The 17,045-nt window shown below is 62.3% G+C and carries 11 protein-coding genes; 8 read left to right on the forward strand and 3 right to left on the reverse strand.

Translation table 11 applies throughout. The features are described 5' to 3' along the window. The first annotated feature begins 10 nt into the window (after positions 1–10). The 4 genes from H3028_RS16220 (at position 11) to H3028_RS16235 (ending at position 8,404) form a co-directional block, all read left to right on the forward strand. Positions 11–1,750, forward strand: coding sequence for a PTS fructose-like transporter subunit IIB (locus H3028_RS16220; RefSeq protein WP_181298273.1), 1,740 nt, complete (start codon positions 11–13; stop codon positions 1,748–1,750). Between the two features lie 120 nt (positions 1,751–1,870). Beyond that, positions 1,871–4,276 carry a membrane-bound PQQ-dependent dehydrogenase, glucose/quinate/shikimate family gene (locus tag H3028_RS16225; protein ID WP_181298274.1) on the forward strand — a complete coding sequence of 802 codons (2,406 nt, stop codon included), beginning with the start codon at positions 1,871–1,873 and terminating at the stop codon, positions 4,274–4,276. A 189-nt stretch (positions 4,277–4,465) separates the two neighbouring features. Next, positions 4,466–6,046 carry an alkaline phosphatase gene (locus H3028_RS16230; protein ID WP_181298275.1) on the forward strand — a complete coding sequence of 527 codons (1,581 nt, stop codon included), beginning with the start codon at positions 4,466–4,468 and terminating at the stop codon, positions 6,044–6,046. Between the two features lie 18 nt (positions 6,047–6,064). Continuing rightward, on the forward strand, positions 6,065–8,404 hold the full coding sequence (locus tag H3028_RS16235; protein WP_375154424.1) for an ExeM/NucH family extracellular endonuclease: 2,340 nt from the start codon (positions 6,065–6,067) through the stop codon (positions 8,402–8,404). Between the two features lie 378 nt (positions 8,405–8,782). On the opposite strand, the gene H3028_RS16240 is transcribed toward H3028_RS16235, so the two are convergent. Further along, on the reverse strand, positions 8,783–9,235 hold the full coding sequence (locus H3028_RS16240; RefSeq protein ID WP_168425566.1) for a transposase: 453 nt from the start codon (positions 9,233–9,235) through the stop codon (positions 8,783–8,785). Between the two features lie 198 nt (positions 9,236–9,433). After that, a complete protein-coding gene (locus tag H3028_RS16245) occupies positions 9,434–11,017 on the reverse strand; it encodes a peptide chain release factor 3 (protein ID WP_181298276.1) in 1,584 nt (527 codons plus the stop codon). A gap of 711 nt (positions 11,018–11,728) precedes the next feature. On the opposite strand from H3028_RS16245, the gene H3028_RS16250 reads away from it, so the two are divergent. Beyond that, positions 11,729–12,892 carry a type III PLP-dependent enzyme gene (locus H3028_RS16250; protein WP_181298277.1) on the forward strand — a complete coding sequence of 388 codons (1,164 nt, stop codon included), beginning with the start codon at positions 11,729–11,731 and terminating at the stop codon, positions 12,890–12,892. Positions 12,893–13,217: 325 nt separating this feature from the next. On the opposite strand, the gene H3028_RS16255 is transcribed toward H3028_RS16250, so the two are convergent. Continuing rightward, a complete protein-coding gene (locus H3028_RS16255) occupies positions 13,218–13,910 on the reverse strand; it encodes an SIMPL domain-containing protein (RefSeq protein ID WP_181298278.1) in 693 nt (230 codons plus the stop codon). Positions 13,911–14,059: 149 nt separating this feature from the next. Here H3028_RS16255 and H3028_RS16260 point away from each other — a divergent pair, with 149 nt between their 5' ends. The 3 genes from H3028_RS16260 to H3028_RS16270 all read left to right on the forward strand — a co-directional run bounded on the left by H3028_RS16260 (position 14,060) and on the right by H3028_RS16270 (position 17,032). After that, positions 14,060–15,313: an ATP-binding protein gene (locus tag H3028_RS16260; RefSeq protein ID WP_181298279.1), complete on the forward strand. Its 1,254-nt coding sequence runs from the start codon at positions 14,060–14,062 to the stop codon at positions 15,311–15,313. Positions 15,314–15,341: 28 nt separating this feature from the next. Then, on the forward strand, positions 15,342–15,902 hold the full coding sequence (locus H3028_RS16265) for a response regulator transcription factor (protein WP_181298280.1): 561 nt from the start codon (positions 15,342–15,344) through the stop codon (positions 15,900–15,902). 188 nt (positions 15,903–16,090) lie between these two features. Continuing rightward, entirely contained in the window at positions 16,091–17,032 is a 942-nt protein-coding gene (locus tag H3028_RS16270) for an AEC family transporter (RefSeq protein WP_181298281.1), read from the forward strand. Positions 17,033–17,045 lie beyond the last annotated feature (13 nt).

Raw genomic sequence — 17,045 nt, forward strand, 5'->3', positions numbered from 1 at the left:
AGGTGAAAGAATGAATCTTCTCATCGTCACGGCCTGCCCCAACGGAATGGTCACCAGCGTGCTGACGTCACGCCTGCTTGAAGCGGCCGCTCATCGTCTGGGTTGGTCGACTGCTGTGGAAGTCCACGATCCCAAGGCCATCGGCTCGCCGCTGACACCCTCGCAGATTGTCAATGCGGACCTGGTGGTCGTGGTTAAGACGGGGCCGCTATCGTTGCAACGCTTCGTCGGCAAGCGCGTTGTGCAATCGACGCCGTCCGAAGCTCTGCTCGATCCTGAAGGCTTCCTGCGCAGTGCCGCCGATACGGCGACCGAGCTGCACGAGGCTGATGACGCCGATGCCGCTCACACCAGCGGCAAGCCCAAGCTGGTAGCTATCACGGCCTGTCCGACCGGTGTTGCACATACCTTCATGGCGGCCGAAGCCTTGCAGCAGGCCGCCATTCGCAAAGGTTACGATCTGCAGGTGGAAACCCGCGGCTCGGTGGGCGCACGCAACGTACTCGAACCCCAGGCCATCGAAGACGCTGACGTGGTGCTGCTGGCCGCGGATATCGAGGTGGACGTTGCCCGCTTCGCCGGTAAGCGGGTGTTCCGTTGCGGCACTGGCGTGGCCTTGAAACAGCCTGAGGCGACCCTTGATCGCGCGCTGGAAGAAGCCTCGATGCTCAGCAGCGCCGCCGCAGTCAGTGCCGCCGGCACCGAGCAGAAGGGTGAGAAAACGGGCGTCTACAAGCACCTGCTCACTGGCGTGTCCTACATGCTGCCAATGGTGGTCGCCGGCGGGTTGCTGATCGCGCTGTCGTTCGTGTTCGGCATCGAGGCGTTCAAGGAAGAGGGCACCCTGGCTGCCGCCTTGATGAAAATCGGCGGGGAAACAGCCTTCCAACTGATGGTGCCGTTGCTGGCGGGCTACATCGCTTACTCGATTGCCGACCGGCCAGGCCTGGCGCCGGGCATGATCGGCGGTTTGCTGGCCGGCACCCTCGGCGCGGGCTTCATTGGCGGGATCATCGCCGGCTTCGTCGCGGGCTACGCGGCCAAGGCCATCAATCGCTGGATTCCCTTGCCGGCCAGCGTCGAATCGCTCAAGCCGATTCTGATCATCCCGCTGCTGGCCAGCCTGTTCACCGGCCTGGTGATGATCTACGTGGTTGGCACGCCGGTGGCGAAAATGCTCGCCGGACTCACCGGATTCCTCGACACCATGGGCACCTCCAACGCCATCCTGCTCGGGCTGCTGCTCGGCACCATGATGTGCGTCGACCTCGGCGGGCCGGTGAACAAGGCGGCCTATGCATTCTCGGTGGGCCTGCTGGCGTCGCAGAGCTACGCGCCGATGGCCGCGACCATGGCGGCGGGCATGGTGCCGCCGATCGGCATGGGCATTGCGACGCTTATCGCCCGACGCAAGTTCGCCCAGACCGAACGGGAAGCCGGCAAGGCGGCGCTGGTGCTGGGTTGCTGCTTCATTTCCGAAGGTGCAATTCCGTTCGCTGCTAAGGACCCGCTGCGGGTGATCCCGGCGAGCATCGCCGGCGGTGCCCTGACCGGCGCGTTGTCCATGGCCTTCGGCGCGAAGCTGTTGGCGCCCCACGGCGGGCTGTTCGTGCTGCTGATTCCCAACGCCATCAACCATGCGCTGTTGTATTTGCTGGCGATCCTGGCCGGCAGCCTGCTCACCGGGGTGATCTACGCCGTGATCAAGAAGTCCGAGGCGCAACCGCTTGCCGTCGGGGCTGTCGCCTGAGCATCTGCCTGAAAAGGCTGAACTAAGGCCTCGCGGCCGTATCCACTGATAGCGGGTGGGCGTTTGTTTCAGAAGGTTTCGCCGCAGGTTGCCTTGAAACGAGTCGGTTGGAGATTGCAGATGAGCATCGAGTACGGGCCGCGTCCCTTGCGTATCACCCTGACCGCCATTGTCGTGCTGGTGTTGGGTGTACTCATGACGGTCGGCGGTGGCTATCTCGCGATATTAGGCGGGTCCTGGTACTACCTGGCCGCGGGTATCGGACTGCTTGTTGTCGCCGGTCTGCTGTTTGCCCGGCGTCGCGCGGCTATCTGGCTGTACGCCGTGCTGCTGCTGGCGACCCTGGCCTGGTCGCTCTATGAGGTCCGTTTCGACTGGTGGCAGCTGGCGCCACGGATCGATCTCTGGTGCATCCTCGGCCTCTGGTTGATCCTGCCCTTCGTCAATCGCTACGTGAGCGACCGGCTTGTCTGGCGTGACGGTGCCAGCGGCCTGCTCGGGCTCGGTCTGCTGGCCGGGGCCTTGATGGCGGGGTTCTCGCTGACCCAGGATTACCACTCGATCAAGGGGGCGTTCAGCGACGCGCAGATGCAGGGTCTCGATCCGCAGGGGCAGGCTGGTCGCTCGAACAGCGAGTGGCCTTCCTACGGCGGATCAGAGCAGGGCGATCGGTATTCGACGGCTGCTCTGATCACCCCTGAAAACGTGGGCAAGCTGAAGAAAGCCTGGGAGTACCACACGGGTGATTTGCCGGGCCCGAACGATCCAGGCGAATTCACTTACGAGGTAACGCCGCTCAAGGTTGGCAATAGCCTGTTCATCTGCACACCACACAGCATCGCTATCGCCCTGGATGCCGACACTGGTGAGGAACGCTGGCGCTTCGACCCGAGCATCAATCGCGATGCCGCGTACTACCAACACATGACCTGCCGCGGCCTGGCCTTCCACGACGGCACCCGTTATTCCTCGCCGGGTTCGGCAGACGGCCAGCCGAACCAACCAGCCGCACGTTGCGTGCGTCGGCTGTTTCTGCCCACCAACGACGCCACGTTGATCGCGCTCGATGTAGAAGATGGCAAACCCTGCGAGGATTTCGGCGAGGCCGGTGTTGTCGATCTGAAGTTGCGCCTGGGTGAGGGCGCATTGGGCATTTACCTGCCGACCTCGCCACCCGTCGTAACCGAGAAGCTGGTGATCGTGGGCGGCTCGGTCACCGACAATGGTGCCGTGGATTCTCCCGGCGGCGTCATTCGCGCCTACGACGTGAAGACTGGCCGCCTGGTGTGGAATTTCGATCCGGGCAATCCGGACGCTACCGAGCCGTTGCCATTGGGCGAAACCTACGTGCGCAGTACGCCGAATTCCTGGACCGTGGCGACGGCTGACGAGGCGCTGGGCCTGGTCTACATCCCTTCCGGCAATCAAACGCCGGACCAATGGGCGATTGATCGCACGGCGCAGACCGAGCGCTTCACCGATGCGCTTATAGCGCTGGACCTGGCGACCGGCAAGGTGCGCTGGGAATTCCAGACCGTGCACCACGACCTCTGGGACCGCGACCTGCCCTCCCAGCCAACGCTGGTGGATATCGACCGGCCGGAAGGCAAGGTGCCCGCGATCATCCAGGCGACCAAGCGGGGCGACCTCTATGTGCTGGACCGCCGCACCGGCGAGCCCATCGTGCCAGTCGAGGAAATACCTGTTCCGCAGGGCACCGATTACGGTGACTTCACCGCGCCCACTCAGCCGGTTTCCGCGCTCAGCTATGCACCTGAAGAGCCGTTGTACGAACGCGACATGTGGGGCGGCACGCCGCTGGATCAGATGATGTGTCGGATCCAGTTCCGCAAGTTGCGTTACCAGGGAGACTTCACCCCACCGTCGGAAAAGGGTTCGCTGATCTACCCAGGCAACGTGGGCACGTTCAACTGGCCATCCGTGGCGGTCGACCCCAGCCGCCAGCTGCTGTTCGGCGCGCCGAACTACCTGGCATTCGTCTCGCAGATGTTCAAGCGCCTCGGGGTCGACCCCGAGGCGCGCACCGGTGGCGGCGAAACCGGCCTGCAGCCCAACCTTGGCGCGCCGTACATGGTGAGCCTGAAACCGTTCTTGTCGGTGCTGGGCCTGCCTTGCCAGAGCCCGCCGTGGGGCTATGTCACCGCCGTCGACCTGCGCACCATGAAGAAGGTCTGGATGCACAAGAACGGCACCAGCCGCGACAGTGCGCCGCTGGGCATGCCTTTGCCGGTGGGTACGCCAGCCTTGGGCGGTCCGATCGTCACGGCCGGCGGGGTGGCCTTCATGAGCGGAACCTTGGACTACTACCTGCGCGCCTATGACCTGCAGACCGGTGAGGAGCTATGGAAAGGGCGGTTGCCCGCGGGCGGTCAGGCCACGCCGATGACTTACGTCTCGGAGCAAACCGGCAAACAGTACGTGGTGCAGGTGGCGGGCGGTCATGGGTCGTTCGGCACCAAGATCGGCGACTCGGTGATTGCCTGGACGCTTGAAGACGGGCAATAGCGGCAAGACCGCTCTGCTGACTAAAAGGCGTCGCTCCCAGGACGCCTTCTTTGTTGGCGACAGGCGGTGAAAATCTCGAGGCTCGCCTTGCGAAAAGACGTGCTGTTGGCGACCGTTCGTCCGGGCGTCACGGTTCTGTCAAGCGTGTCGCTTAAACCCTTCTTCAGCCACTGATGAAGGGGACCGAACATGACCAGATCAACCAAAGCCGAACTGGACCAGACACGCCGCCGCCTCGTTCAAGGCATCGGCGCGGGCCTGGCGCTGCCAGCCATTGGCGTATCGCCGGCGATCATCGCGGCGCCTACTGCGCGTCCCTGGATCACTGACGGGGTCCAATCCGGCGACGTGCTGGCAGACCGCGCCGTGATCTGGAGCCGCTGTGATCGGCCGGCACGGCTGGTCGTGGAATGGGATACCACCAGCGGGTTCGGCAATGCCCGACGGATGATCTCACCCGTTACGGATGAACGGCTCGACTACACGGCGCGCCTCGATCTGCGAGGGCTGCCATCGGATCAATCGATCTTCTACCGGGCCTATTTCGAGGATGCTGGCGATCATGTCCGCAGCGAACCCTGGATGGGCCATTTGCGCACTGCACCCAGGCGTGCGCGGGATATCCGTTTCGTCTGGGGCGGCGATACCTGCGGCCAGGGTTGGGGCATCAACGCGGATTTCGGCGGCATGCGCATCTATGAAGCGATGCGCCAGCGCCGTCCGGACTTCTTCATCCAGAGTGGCGATGCCATCTACGCAGACGGCGTCATCCAGGCTGAAGTGACGGCCGAGGACGGGCGCCTCTGGCGCAACATCGTCACCGAAGCCAAGACCAAGGTCGCTGAGACGCTGGACGAGTTTCGCGGCAACTATCGCTACAACCTGCTCGACCACAACCTGCGCCAATTCAACGCCGAGGTGCCGCAGATCTGGCAATGGGACGATCATGAGGTGACTAACAACTGGTCGCCGGACAAGCAGCTGGACGATCGCTATCAGGTCAAGGACATTGAATTGCTGGCCCGTCGTGGTCGCCAGGCGTTTCTCGAGTACGCACCCATGCGCCTGGTTGGCCGGGATGCGTCCGGTCGGGTCTACCGCAAGATTGCCTACGGCCCGCAGCTGGATGTGTTCGTGCTGGACATGCGCAGCTACCGCGGCCCCAACACCCATAACCTGCAATCGGAACAGGGGCCCGAGACCGCTTTTCTCGGTGCCGAGCAGCTGGCCTGGCTCAAACGCGAACTGCGCCGCTCACGCGCCACCTGGAAAGTCATCGCTGCCGACATGCCCATCGGCCTACACGTTCCGGATGGCACCGATGCGGCCGGCCGGGCGCGCTGGGAGGCGATCGCCAATGGGCAGGACGGTCCGGCAGCAGGGCGCGAGCTGGAGATCGCCGATCTGCTCGGCTTCCTTCGCCGCCACCGGGTGCGCAACACCCTGTGGCTGACCGCCGATGTGCACTATTGCGCGGCGCACCACTACCATCCCAACCGCGCGGTCTTCCAGGATTTCGATCCGTTCTGGGAATTCGTCGCCGGGCCGCTGAATGCGGGTAGCTTTGGTCCCAACCCGCTGGACGCCACCTTCGGTCCGCAAGTGGTCTTTCAGAAGGCGCCCCCGACCGCCAACGCATCGCCCTATGCCGGTTTTCAGTTTTTTGGTGAAGTCGAAATCGACTCCCGCAGCGGCTCCTTGAGCGTCACCCTTCGCGACATCGATGGCACCTCGGTCTTTTCCAGAACCCTTGAACCCCAGCACGCCTGAGAGAACGGAGCGATAGCCATGCGCCGCAACGCCCGATTCAAACCGCACCCCCTGTCTTCCGCCTTGCTGGCAATCGCCTCGTTGAGCGCGAGCTCAATGGCTGCGGCCGACCTGCTGATTTCCGAATATGTGGAGGGCAGCGGCAATAACAAGGCGCTGGAATTCTATAACGCCGGCGAGACGGCGATTTCCCTCGACGGGTACCGGGTCGACTTCTACTTCAATGGGTCGACCGTCAGCGGCCGAAGCATCAGTCTGGCGGGCGAAGTGGCACCGGGTGGCGTGCATGTCCTGGCGCACGAAAGCGGCGACCCCGCGTTGCAAGCCACGGCGAACCAGCGCGGCAGCGGCAGTTGGTACAACGGCGACGATGCCGTCGTGTTGCGCGGGCCGTCCGGTGAGGTTCTGGACAGCATCGGCCAGCTCGGCGCCGATCCAGGCAGCGCCTGGGGCGCGGGGCAAACGCAGACGGCCGATCGCACACTGACCCGCAGAACATCGATCCGAACCGGCGATCGCAACCCACAAGATGCGTTCGATCCATCGACAGAGTGGCAGGGTTACGCCCTCAACACCTTTGCCTATCTCGGTCAATATGGTGGTGAAGGTGAGCCGGGCGGTGGCGATGCGGGGCGCCGCTCGATTGCCGAGGTGCAAGGCCACGGCGATGCCAGTCCGCTGGTCAACCAGATGGTGACGGTGGAAGGCGTCGTGGTGGCCGGCTTCCAGGGCGCGGGCGAGCTGGGCGGTTTCTTTATCCAGGCACCGGACAGCGAGACGGACAACGACGCGCTCACCTCGGAAGGGCTGTACGTCTATGACGCCGGCAAGGGTACGGACGTGCAGGTGGGCGATCGTGTCCAGGTGCGCGGGATGGTCGCCGAGCACAACGGCCTTACCGAGCTGACCTTGCCGCAGGTCAACGTGCTGGCCCGTGCCCAGCCGCTGCCGGCCGTAACGCAGATCAGCTTGCCGGTTTCCGCTCCTGATGCGCTGGAACGCTACGAGGGCATGCAGGTGCGTTTCGCCCAGACCCTGACCGTCAGCGAGGTTTACAACCTGGGCCGTTACGGTGAGGTCGTGTTGTCGTCTGGCGGACGGCTGTGGATTCCCACGAACAAGGTTTCGCCCGGCGAGCCGGCTCGGCAGCTGCAGGCGCAGAACAATCTCAACCGAATCGTTCTCGATGACGGTCGCAGCGGGCAAAACCCTGATCCGGTTCGCTATCCCTCACCGGAGCTCGACGCCTACCGCACGTTGCGGATTGGTTACGAGGTCAACGAGGTGCAGGGGGTGTTGCATTACCTGGCTGGCAGCTATCGGGTGCAGCCCACGCAGACGCCGCAGTTCGTACCGAAAAACCCCCGGCCGAGATCGCCAGCGTCCATTGATGGGCGACTGCGTGTGGCGAGTTTCAACGTACTCAACTACTTCAACGGGGACGGTCGTGGGGCCGGCTTCCCGACCTCGCGAGGCGCGGATACGGTCGAGGAATTCAACCGCCAGCGCGACAAGATCATCGCGGCGATACTCGGCGCCGATGCCCACATCATCGGGCTTATGGAAATCGAGAACGATGGCTACGGTGAGAACAGCGCCATCGCCGACCTGGTGGCCGGGCTCAACGCGGCGTCACCGAATCGGGACCGCTACGCCTTCATCGACCCGCGCCGCAGCCGGTTAGGCACAGACGCAATCGCCGTCGGCCTGATCTACCGCCAGGACATGGTCAGCCCGCACAAGGCTGCGGCGGTGCTGGACGCATCGGTCGATTCGCGTTTCGACGACACCCGTAACCGCCCGGCGCTGGCGCAGACCTTTCGTGAGCGGCGTAGCGGCGAGCGCCTGACCGTGGCGGTCAACCACCTGAAATCCAAGGGCTCGAGTTGCGATGACCGGGGCGACAAGGATATGGGCGACGGCCAGGGCAACTGCAACCTGACGCGCGTACGCGCGGCCCAGGCACTGATTGACTGGCTGGGTCGCGATCCGACCCGGTCCTACGATCCGGACCGGCTGATCATCGGCGACCTCAACGCCTACGCCAAGGAAGACCCCATCAACGTGATCCGCTCGGCGGGATATACCGATCTGCTGGCGCGCTTCGGTGATGGCAAGGCCTACTCATACGTGTTCTCTGGCGAATCGGGCTACCTCGACCACGGCCTGGCCAGCGTCAGCCTGGCGTCACAAGTGCGTGGCGCAACCGAATGGCACCTCAACGCCGACGAGCCGCGGGTGCTGGATTACAATCTGGAGTTCAAGACGCCACGTCAGCAAAGCTTGCTGTATAGCGCCGAGCCTTACCGGGCGTCGGATCATGATCCGTTGGTGATTGGGGTGGATTTGGGACGGTAGGTTCGGCAGGGCCTCTGCTGAGCGTCGTCACATGAAGCAATTCGCGAGCAAGCTCGCTCCTACAGAGGGCGCAGGCTGTTTTTTTGTAGGAGCGAGCTCGCTGGCGATCGGCTGTCTTCCTAGCATTCTGCGGTTGTCGGGAATGCCCAGGATCGCCAGCAAGCTGGCTCCTACGGTTCGAGGTTGCTTCGGCCGTGTTGTTTTTCCCAAAGGCATTGCTTCGGGGGATCGAACCCTGCCCGCGCGTGCTTTTTTGTAGGAGCCAGCTTGCTGGCGAAGCTTTCAGGGCGATTCGCGAGCAAGCTCGCTCCTACGGGCGAGGTGGTTGTTGCTCATGTAGGACCAGCTTGCTGGCGAAGCTCTTGAGGATGAGCATCATCACAACCAAGTCGCATCCCAGAACGGATAGTCGCCGATGCGCTTGACCAGCCCGGCCCGCAACGGGTTCGCTACGATGTAGCGCGCTACGTCGCGCAGGTCTTCCTCATTGCGAATGGCACGGTCGTGATACCCCTTTTGCCAGATTGCCCCGTGTGTGCCGTGGAGTCTGTTCAAGGAGATTGCGCTCCGCGATTTTAAGCGCTGCATCAGCTGATTCAACGAGCCGGTTTTCAACTGCACAAGCCAGTGCAGATGGTCGGGCATTACTACCCAGGCCAGGGACTGAATCGCGTCCGATTGTCCAGTCTGATGAATCTCTTGCGCCAGCAACGACGCTGCCGGCCACTCTCCAAATGCTGCGGCTCGGCCCAGCGTCACACAGGTTAGTACATAGGTTTGGTCGGGTAGGTTGACTCGCCCTTTGCGTAAATCGCGTCCGTGAAAGCGCATTCCGTTGCGTCCTTCTGATTCATACCGAACTTGTGTCCCAGTGCCGCGCTTGCGGCTGCTGGCGAGATTCGCGAGCAGGCCTCCCACGGGGTGTCGTTGCTTTGTAGGAGCCAGCTTGCTGGCGAAGCTTTTTGGGACGGTTCGCGAGCAAGCTCGCTCCTACAAAAAGCTGCTCGCGATTGCCGCTCCGTCCGTCGCTTAGTGATGTTCCCGCGTAGCCCTGAACTTCACCTCGGGCCAGCGCTCTTCCATCAGGCTCAGGTTGACCCGCGTCGGGGCCAGGTAGGTCAGGTGGCCACCGCCATCGACCGCCAGGTTCTCGTAGGCCTTGTCGGTGAATTCCTTGAGCTTCTTCTCGTTGCCGCACTCGACCCAGCGAGCCGACCAGACGTTGATCGCCTCGTAGGCGCACTCGACCTTGTATTCCTCTTTCAGCCGGCTGGCGACGACGTCGAACTGAAGCACGCCGACCGCGCCGAGGATGATGTCGTTGTTGCGTTCGGGGAAGAACACCTGGGTGGCGCCTTCCTCGGCCAGTTCCTGCAGGCCTTGGCGCAGCTGCTTGGATTTCAGCGGATCCTTCAGACGTACGCGGCGAAACAGTTCCGGGGCGAAGTGCGGAATGCCGGTGAAACCGAGGTTTTCGCCTTCGGTGAAGGTGTCGCCGATCTGGATGGTGCCGTGGTTGTGCAAGCCGATAATGTCGCCGGCCCAGGCTTCCTCCAGCTGTTCACGCTCGCTGGAGAAGAAGGTCAGGGCATCGGCGATGCGGATGTCCTTGCCGATGCGTGCGTGGCGCAGCTTCATGCCTTTTTCGTACTTGCCCGAGCAGATGCGCATGAAGGCGATGCGGTCGCGGTGCTTGGGGTCCATGTTCGCCTGGATCTTGAAGACGAAACCGGTGAACTTGTCTTCGACCGGCTCGACCACCCGCTCGTTTGCGGCGCGTGGCAGCGGGCGCGGCGCCCAGTTAACGACGGCATCGAGTACGTGATCCACACCGAAGTTGCCCAGCGCGGTGCCAAAGAACACCGGGGTCAGCTGGCCGTTGATGAACTCGTCCTGGTCGAACTCGTGGCAGGCGCCCTGAACCAGCTCAAGCTGTTCGACGAATCGATCGTACTCGTCACCGATATGTTTGCGCGCTTCGTCGGAATCCAGGTTCTGGATGATCTTGACGTCGGTGCGCTCATGCCCGTGGCCTGGCGTGTAGACGATGATGTAGTCGTCCTTGAGGTGGTAGACACCCTTGAAGTCGCGGTAGCAGCCGATCGGCCAGGTGATCGGCGCGGCCTTGATCTTCAGCACCGCCTCGATCTCGTCGAGCAGCTCGATGGGGTCGCGGATGTCACGGTCGAGCTTGTTGATGAAGCTGACGATAGGTGTGTCGCGCAGGCGGCAGACGTCCATCAGGGCGATGGTGCGTGGCTCGACGCCCTTACCGCCGTCGAGGACCATCAGCGCCGAGTCCACCGCGGTCAGGGTGCGGTAGGTGTCTTCCGAGAAGTCTTCGTGGCCCGGGGTGTCGAGCAGGTTGATCATGTGCTCGCGGTAGGGGAACTGCATCACCGAGGTGGTGATGGAAATGCCGCGCTGCTTTTCCATTTCCATCCAGTCGGAGGTCGCGTGGCGGTCGGATTTACGCGACTTCACGGTACCGGCCACGGCAATGGCCTTGCCCATCAGCAGCAGCTTTTCGGTGATGGTGGTCTTGCCCGCGTCGGGGTGGGAAATGATGGCGAAGGTGCGGCGCTTCGCGACTTCGGCGGCCTGAGAGGTCATGGCGGTCCCGGTATAGAAAGCGTGTCGGAAAAAGCCGGCGATTATAGCGCAAAGGGCGCTCCAGGCGTGGGCCGTCAAGGGGGCTCGCCAAGGCCCCGTCAATCGCAGCGGGGCGAGATGGATGGAACATCGCGGCAGCACATCTGTCGGTTTGAATAGGGTAGGTTCGCCCACGCGGCAAAAGATGGAGCGAGAGCGGATTTTTCATTGATCTCAACCGGCTGTGGTTCTAAAGTTCGCGCCCGAACGTCCATGCTGGCAACGATCCATCCGGCTCAAGTACTGACGACGAGAGATCACGATTTTCACCAGACCGCTGCAGCAGTTGCCGTGGGCCTGGCCGTGATACTCGGCGACATGCCTTGGGAAGTAGGCGAACCAAAGTGGGGAAACTGATCAGGCGTTCTAATTAGGGTCTGTTTTCGTCGCGGCCGCGACGGAGCCGGTTTTAGCGCGAGGCAAGGCACGAGTCGCACAGTTTGGTCGTCCAATAAGCGACGAGAAACGCAGTATCGCGCTAAAACCGGCCCGTCCCTGCGGGTTGCGCGGCAAATGACGCCATGCGGCGTTGCGGGACTTGGCAAGGAGCGATCATTACCGGCATCCCGTGCCCGGCCTGCCGTCATTTGGCGCAGCAACGCGGCTCGCAGCGAAACGGGAACAGACCCTAGTCCCCAATCCGACTTTACGTTTCCCGATTTGGAGCCATGCATGTCGATCAAGATCGAAGATTACTACTCCCGTTCCACCTTCCAGAAGATGAAGGATTTCTCTGACCAGCACGAAACGCCATTCGTGGTCATTGATACCCAGACCATCGACAAGGCGTACGACGATCTGCGCGCCGGTTTCGATTTCGCCAAGGTCTACTACGCCGTGAAGGCCAACCCTGCAGTCGAAATCATCGATCTGCTGCGCGACAAGGGTTCGAGCTTCGACATCGCTTCGATCTACGAGCTGGACAAGGTGATGTCTCGCGGCGTTGGCCCGGAGCGCATCAGCTACGGCAACACCATCAAGAAAGCCAAGGACATCCGCTACTTCTATGACAAGGGCGTGCGCATGTTCGCCACCGACTCGGAAGCCGACCTGCGCAACATCGCCAAGGCCGCGCCGGGCTCGAAAGTCTACGTGCGCATCCTGACCGAAGGCTCGACCACCGCCGACTGGCCGTTGTCGCGCAAGTTTGGCTGCCAGACCGATATGGCGATGGATCTGCTGATCCTGGCTCGTCAGCTGAAACTGGAGCCCTACGGCATTTCCTTCCACGTCGGTTCGCAGCAGCGCGATATTTCCGTATGGGACGCCGCGATTGCCAAGGTCAAGGTGATCTTCGAACGTCTGAAGGAAGAAGACGGTATCGAGCTGAAAATGATCAACATGGGTGGCGGCTTCCCGGCCAACTACATCACTCGTACCAACAGCCTGGAAACCTACGCCGAGGAAATCATCCGGTTCCTCAAGGAAGACTTCGGTGATGAGCTGCCGGAAATCATCCTCGAGCCGGGTCGCTCGCTGATCGCCAACTCGGGCATCCTGGTCAGCGAAGTAGTGCTGGTCGCGCGCAAGTCGCGCACTGCCGTCGAGCGCTGGGTCTATACCGACGTCGGCATGTTCTCCGGTCTGATCGAAACCATGGGCGAAGCCATCAAGTTTCCGATCTGGACCGAGAAGAAGGGCGAGATGGAAGAGGTGGTCATCGCCGGCCCGACCTGCGACAGCGCCGACATCATGTATGAGAACTACAAGTACGGCCTGCCGCTGAACCTGGCAATCGGCGATCGCATGTACTGGCTCTCCACCGGTGCCTACACCACCAGCTACAGCGCGGTGGAATTCAACGGCTTCCCGCCGCTGAAGGCCTACTACATCTAAGTAGCGCTATTGGAACGCCGCGATATTCGCGGCGGCAGCCCAATGAAACCCCGCTTCCTGGCGGGGTTTTGCTTTCCGGTAGGCCGTATCTGAAGGGCTCGCCTTTAGGGTGGGTCATCGGTCCGCTTCGCCACGGTGCGGGGCGAAACTCTGGCTGGCACGGCGGACTTCGCAGCGCTCTACTGCTTCGCGCCGGGGAGGGCGTTAAGATGGCCGTTTGGGCGCGCCAGCCAGCTTAGCGATCGCGGTTCGCGATGCCGGATCAGTACAGGTTCCGCCCATAGCGGCCCGCTCGTTGAGCGTGTGCGGCTGGCCGCAGAACCAATCAGGGCATTTGCACTTCAATGACCCCGTCGGCGCTGATGCTGACCTGGCGGGTCCCAGCCTCTACCTCCGGTGTCGGCATCGAGTCCATGCTCTTCATGGCGAAGTTGCGCATCACAGGCTGATAGCCGCCACCGCTGCCCAAGTTGAGATTGACGATGCGATAGTCGGTTCCGCCAAGCGCTTCGGTGGCCAACTGTGCGCGGGCGCGGAAGGCGTCGACGGCGTCCTTCAGCAGGGCATCTTCGTTCTGCTTGCGGATAGCATCGGAGACGCTGAAGTGCATGCTGCCCATCTTCAGGTCCTGCATAAGCTCACCGGTCAGTTTGGACAGAGCGGCAAAGTCGCCACTTTCCAGGCGCAGCTCGGCACGCTCGCGCCAGGCGGTGATCTGCTGGCCTTTTTCCTCATAGACCGGATAGCTGCTGCGGCTGCCCTGGCTGACCACGATGCCTTTCGCCTGCCGTGCCCGTTGCAAGGCCTTGTTCATGGCTTCGGTGGTTTGTGCGGCCAGTTGCGCCGGGTCTTGATGCTGAGCTTCGCTGTATAGCGTGACGTGCATGCGGTCGTGGGCCACCTCGCTGCTGGCCTCGGCGCGCAGCGAAATCTGATTGTATTGTTGCTCGTCGGCAACAGCGGGAAGGCAGGCGATGCAGGCCAGCAGCGCAATGCTGCGGGGGGCAGATACGAACATGAAGGCTCCTGAGTTCGATGCACCAGCGGTGCGGCGCAGAGACTTTAGCCCTTTGGCGCGAGCGACGCAGGTTTTCCGTGCGTCGCGTTGCCGCAGATCCGCTGTCCTTCCGATGGCTTGGTTATACTCGCGACTCCTTTGGAGACCCCATGTACGCATCCGTTCATCTGCTGTCTGCCAGCCGTCAGAACCTCCGTCTGCTCACCCTGATCCGCATCCTCGTGCTCGCTGCTCAGGCGGGTGCGGTGGGGCTCGCCTATGCGACTCAATTGTTTGCCCTGCCATGGTTGCATCTGGGCATCACATTGGCCATCTCTGCGTTGATCTGCCTGGGCACGGCATTACGGCTGCGTGGACCCTGGCCGGTGACCGAGCTCGAATACGCGGTGCACCTGGCCGCCGACCTGCTGATTCACAGCGCGCTGCTGTATTACTCCGGCGGCTCGACCAATCCATTCGTTTCCTACTATCTGGTGCCGCTCACCATCGCCGCGGCAACGCTGCCGTGGTTGTATTCGATCGTTTTGTCCGGCCTGGCACTGGTGGGCTATACACTGATGCTGGTGTGGTACGACCCGGTCATCGCACCGCCCGTCGACCGCACGACGTTGCTGGTTTACGGGATGTGGCTGAGCTTTGCGCTGGCCGCGGCGCTGATCACGTTCTTCGTTGCGCGCATGGCCGAACAGTTGCGACGCCAGGAACAGTTCCAGGCCCAGCGCCGCGAAGAGAGCATGCGCGACCAGCAGTTATTGGCCGTGGCAACCCAGGCTGCCGGTGCCGCGCATGAACTGGGCACGCCGCTGGCGACCATGAGCGTGCTGCTCAAAGAGTTGCGCCAGGAATACCAGCAACCTCAGCTGAACGAAGACCTGGCTCTGCTCCAGTCACAGGTTCAGCTATGCAAGGAGAGTCTGCGCCAGTTGGTGCGCGCAGCCGAGGCGGATCGCCGTCAGGCCGTCGTTGAACAGACCGTGCGGGAATGGGTTGCGTCGGTCCTGCAGCGTTGGCATCTGATGCACCCCGAAGCAACCTATCGCTTCCAGTGTCTGGGCAAGGGTACCCCACCCCGTCTGATGCCCCCGGCGGATCTGGGCCAGTCGTTGCTTAACTTGCTGAACAATGCGACCGATGCCAGTCCGGACAACCTCGATATCCGTCTGGATTGGGATGCGCAGTGGATCAAACTGACCATCCGAGACCACGGTGCCGGTGTACCGTTGGCTATCGCCGAGCAGATCGGCAGACCCTTCATCACGACCAAGGGCAAGGGATTCGGCCTCGGCCTGTTCCTGAGCCAGGCCAGCGTCACGCGCGCGGGCGGTACGGTGAAGCTCTACAATCATGAAGACGGTGGCACCCTGACCGAGTTGCGCCTGCCGCATGGCTCGGTGCGGGTCTGAACCTGACCCTAACGCGAGGAATCTAAGCATGACCGAAGAGCTGCAGCACGAAGGCGAAGACCAGCCCCATCTGCTGCTGGTGGATGATGACCCGACGTTTACCCGAGTCATGGCCAGGGCCATGAGCCGTCGTGGTTTACAGGTCAGCATCGCCGGGTCGGCTGAGGAAGGCCTGGAAATGGCTAAGCAGGACCTGCCTGACTATGCAGTGCTGGACCTGAAGATGGAGGGCGACTCGGGTCTGGTCCTGTTACCCAAGCTGCTCGAGTTGGACCCGGAAATGAAGGTGCTGATTCTTACCGGTTATTCGAGCATCGCCACCGCCGTTGAAGCCATCAAGCGTGGCGCTTGCAATTACCTGTGCAAACCCGCCGATGCTGACGATGTGCTGGCCGCGCTGCTCTCCAAGCATGCCGACCTGGATACGCTGGTGCCGGAGAACCCGATGTCGGTGGATCGCCTGCAATGGGAGCACATCCAGCGCGTGCTCGCCGAGCACGACGGTAATATTTCCGCCACGGCACGGGCACTGGGCATGCACCGTCGGACGTTGCAGCGCAAACTGCAGAAACGCCCGGTAAGGCGGTAGAAAGCAGCCTTGAACTTGAAGCCGGAAGCGCGAGCGAGTCGTTTGGCGGTTCTCATCCTGCCATTTTCAGAGAAGAGCAGCCTCAAGCTGTAAGCGGTTTGGGGCAGCCCATACTTCCAGCTTCCAGCTTCCAGCTTCCAGCTCGTAAGCGATTACCATAGGCGGTCTCTTCGCACCCGAGCTTGCTCATGCTTTCCGTTGCCATTCAGACCTTGGGCATCACCGCTCCGGTCTTCATCATGTTGTTCATCGGTGTTGCGCTCAAGCGGCTGGGCTGGATCGATGCGGCGTTCGTCCAGACCGCATCGGCTCTGGTGTTCAGGGCCACAATGCCGACCCTGCTGTTCCTCTCGATTATCAAGGCCGACCTGGACGCTGCGCTGCAGCCGGGCCTGTTGATCTACTACGTCATGGCCACCGTGGCGACCTTCGTTCTAGCATGGGTTTGGGCGCTTTGGCGCTGCCCGCAAGCGGATCGCGGCGTCTATATCCAGGGCGCGTTTCGCGGCAATAACGGAATCGTCGGCCTGGCGCTGGCGACCAGCCTGTATGGTGATTATGGCCTGTCGCTGGGCGGCGTTCTGGCCGGTGTGGTGATACTCGTCTACAACAGCCTGTCGGCGCTGATTCTGGCCATCTACAGCCCGGGCGGGCGTGTCGGCGCCGGAGCCATTCTGCTGAGCATCCTGCGCAACCCTTTGGTCATCGGCGTGACAGCTGCCGTTCCCGTTGCCTATTGGCAGATTCCGTTACCGGACTGGGTAATGACCTCCGGCCAGTACTTCGCTCAGATGACGCTACCGTTGGCGCTTATTTGCATCGGCGGCACGCTGTCGCTCTCGGTCCTGCGCGAGAGCAGCCGTATGGCGATGAGCTCAAGCCTGATGAAGATGGTCTGGCTCCCCGCGCTGGCAACACTAGGCGCCTGGCTCTTCGGCTTCCGTGGCGCGGAACTGGGCATCCTGTTTCTGTATTTCGCCAGTCCGACGGCCTCGGCCAGCTTCGTCATGGCGCGGGCGGTCAACGCCAATCATCAGTTGGCCGCGGTCATTATCGTGATCACCACACTCATGGCCGCGGTGAGCATCAACGTCGGTCTTTTCATCCTCGGCTGGTTGGGGTGGCTCTAGGCTCGGTGCTGCT

This window comes from Pseudomonas sp. Q2-TVG4-2, from assembly GCF_013620795.1.
Lineage (GTDB): Bacteria > Pseudomonadota > Gammaproteobacteria > Pseudomonadales > Pseudomonadaceae > Stutzerimonas.

Bases quoted from the DNA above. Each gene is read 5' to 3' on its own strand.
- H3028_RS16220 (WP_181298273.1), top strand. From the start codon at position 11: ATGAATCTTCTCATCGTCACGGCCTGCCCCAACGGAATGGTCACCAGC.
- H3028_RS16225 (WP_181298274.1), top strand. From the start codon at position 1,871: ATGAGCATCGAGTACGGGCCGCGTCCCTTGCGTATCACCCTGACCGCC.
- H3028_RS16230 (WP_181298275.1), top strand. From the start codon at position 4,466: ATGACCAGATCAACCAAAGCCGAACTGGACCAGACACGCCGCCGCCTC.
- H3028_RS16235 (WP_375154424.1), top strand. From the start codon at position 6,065: ATGCGCCGCAACGCCCGATTCAAACCGCACCCCCTGTCTTCCGCCTTG.
- H3028_RS16240 (WP_168425566.1), bottom strand. From the start codon at position 9,235: ATGCGCTTTCACGGACGCGATTTACGCAAAGGGCGAGTCAACCTACCC.
- H3028_RS16245 (WP_181298276.1), bottom strand. From the start codon at position 11,017: ATGACCTCTCAGGCCGCCGAAGTCGCGAAGCGCCGCACCTTCGCCATC.
- H3028_RS16250 (WP_181298277.1), top strand. From the start codon at position 11,729: ATGTCGATCAAGATCGAAGATTACTACTCCCGTTCCACCTTCCAGAAG.
- H3028_RS16255 (WP_181298278.1), bottom strand. From the start codon at position 13,910: ATGTTCGTATCTGCCCCCCGCAGCATTGCGCTGCTGGCCTGCATCGCC.
- H3028_RS16260 (WP_181298279.1), top strand. From the start codon at position 14,060: ATGTACGCATCCGTTCATCTGCTGTCTGCCAGCCGTCAGAACCTCCGT.
- H3028_RS16265 (WP_181298280.1), top strand. From the start codon at position 15,342: ATGACCGAAGAGCTGCAGCACGAAGGCGAAGACCAGCCCCATCTGCTG.
- H3028_RS16270 (WP_181298281.1), top strand. From the start codon at position 16,091: ATGCTTTCCGTTGCCATTCAGACCTTGGGCATCACCGCTCCGGTCTTC.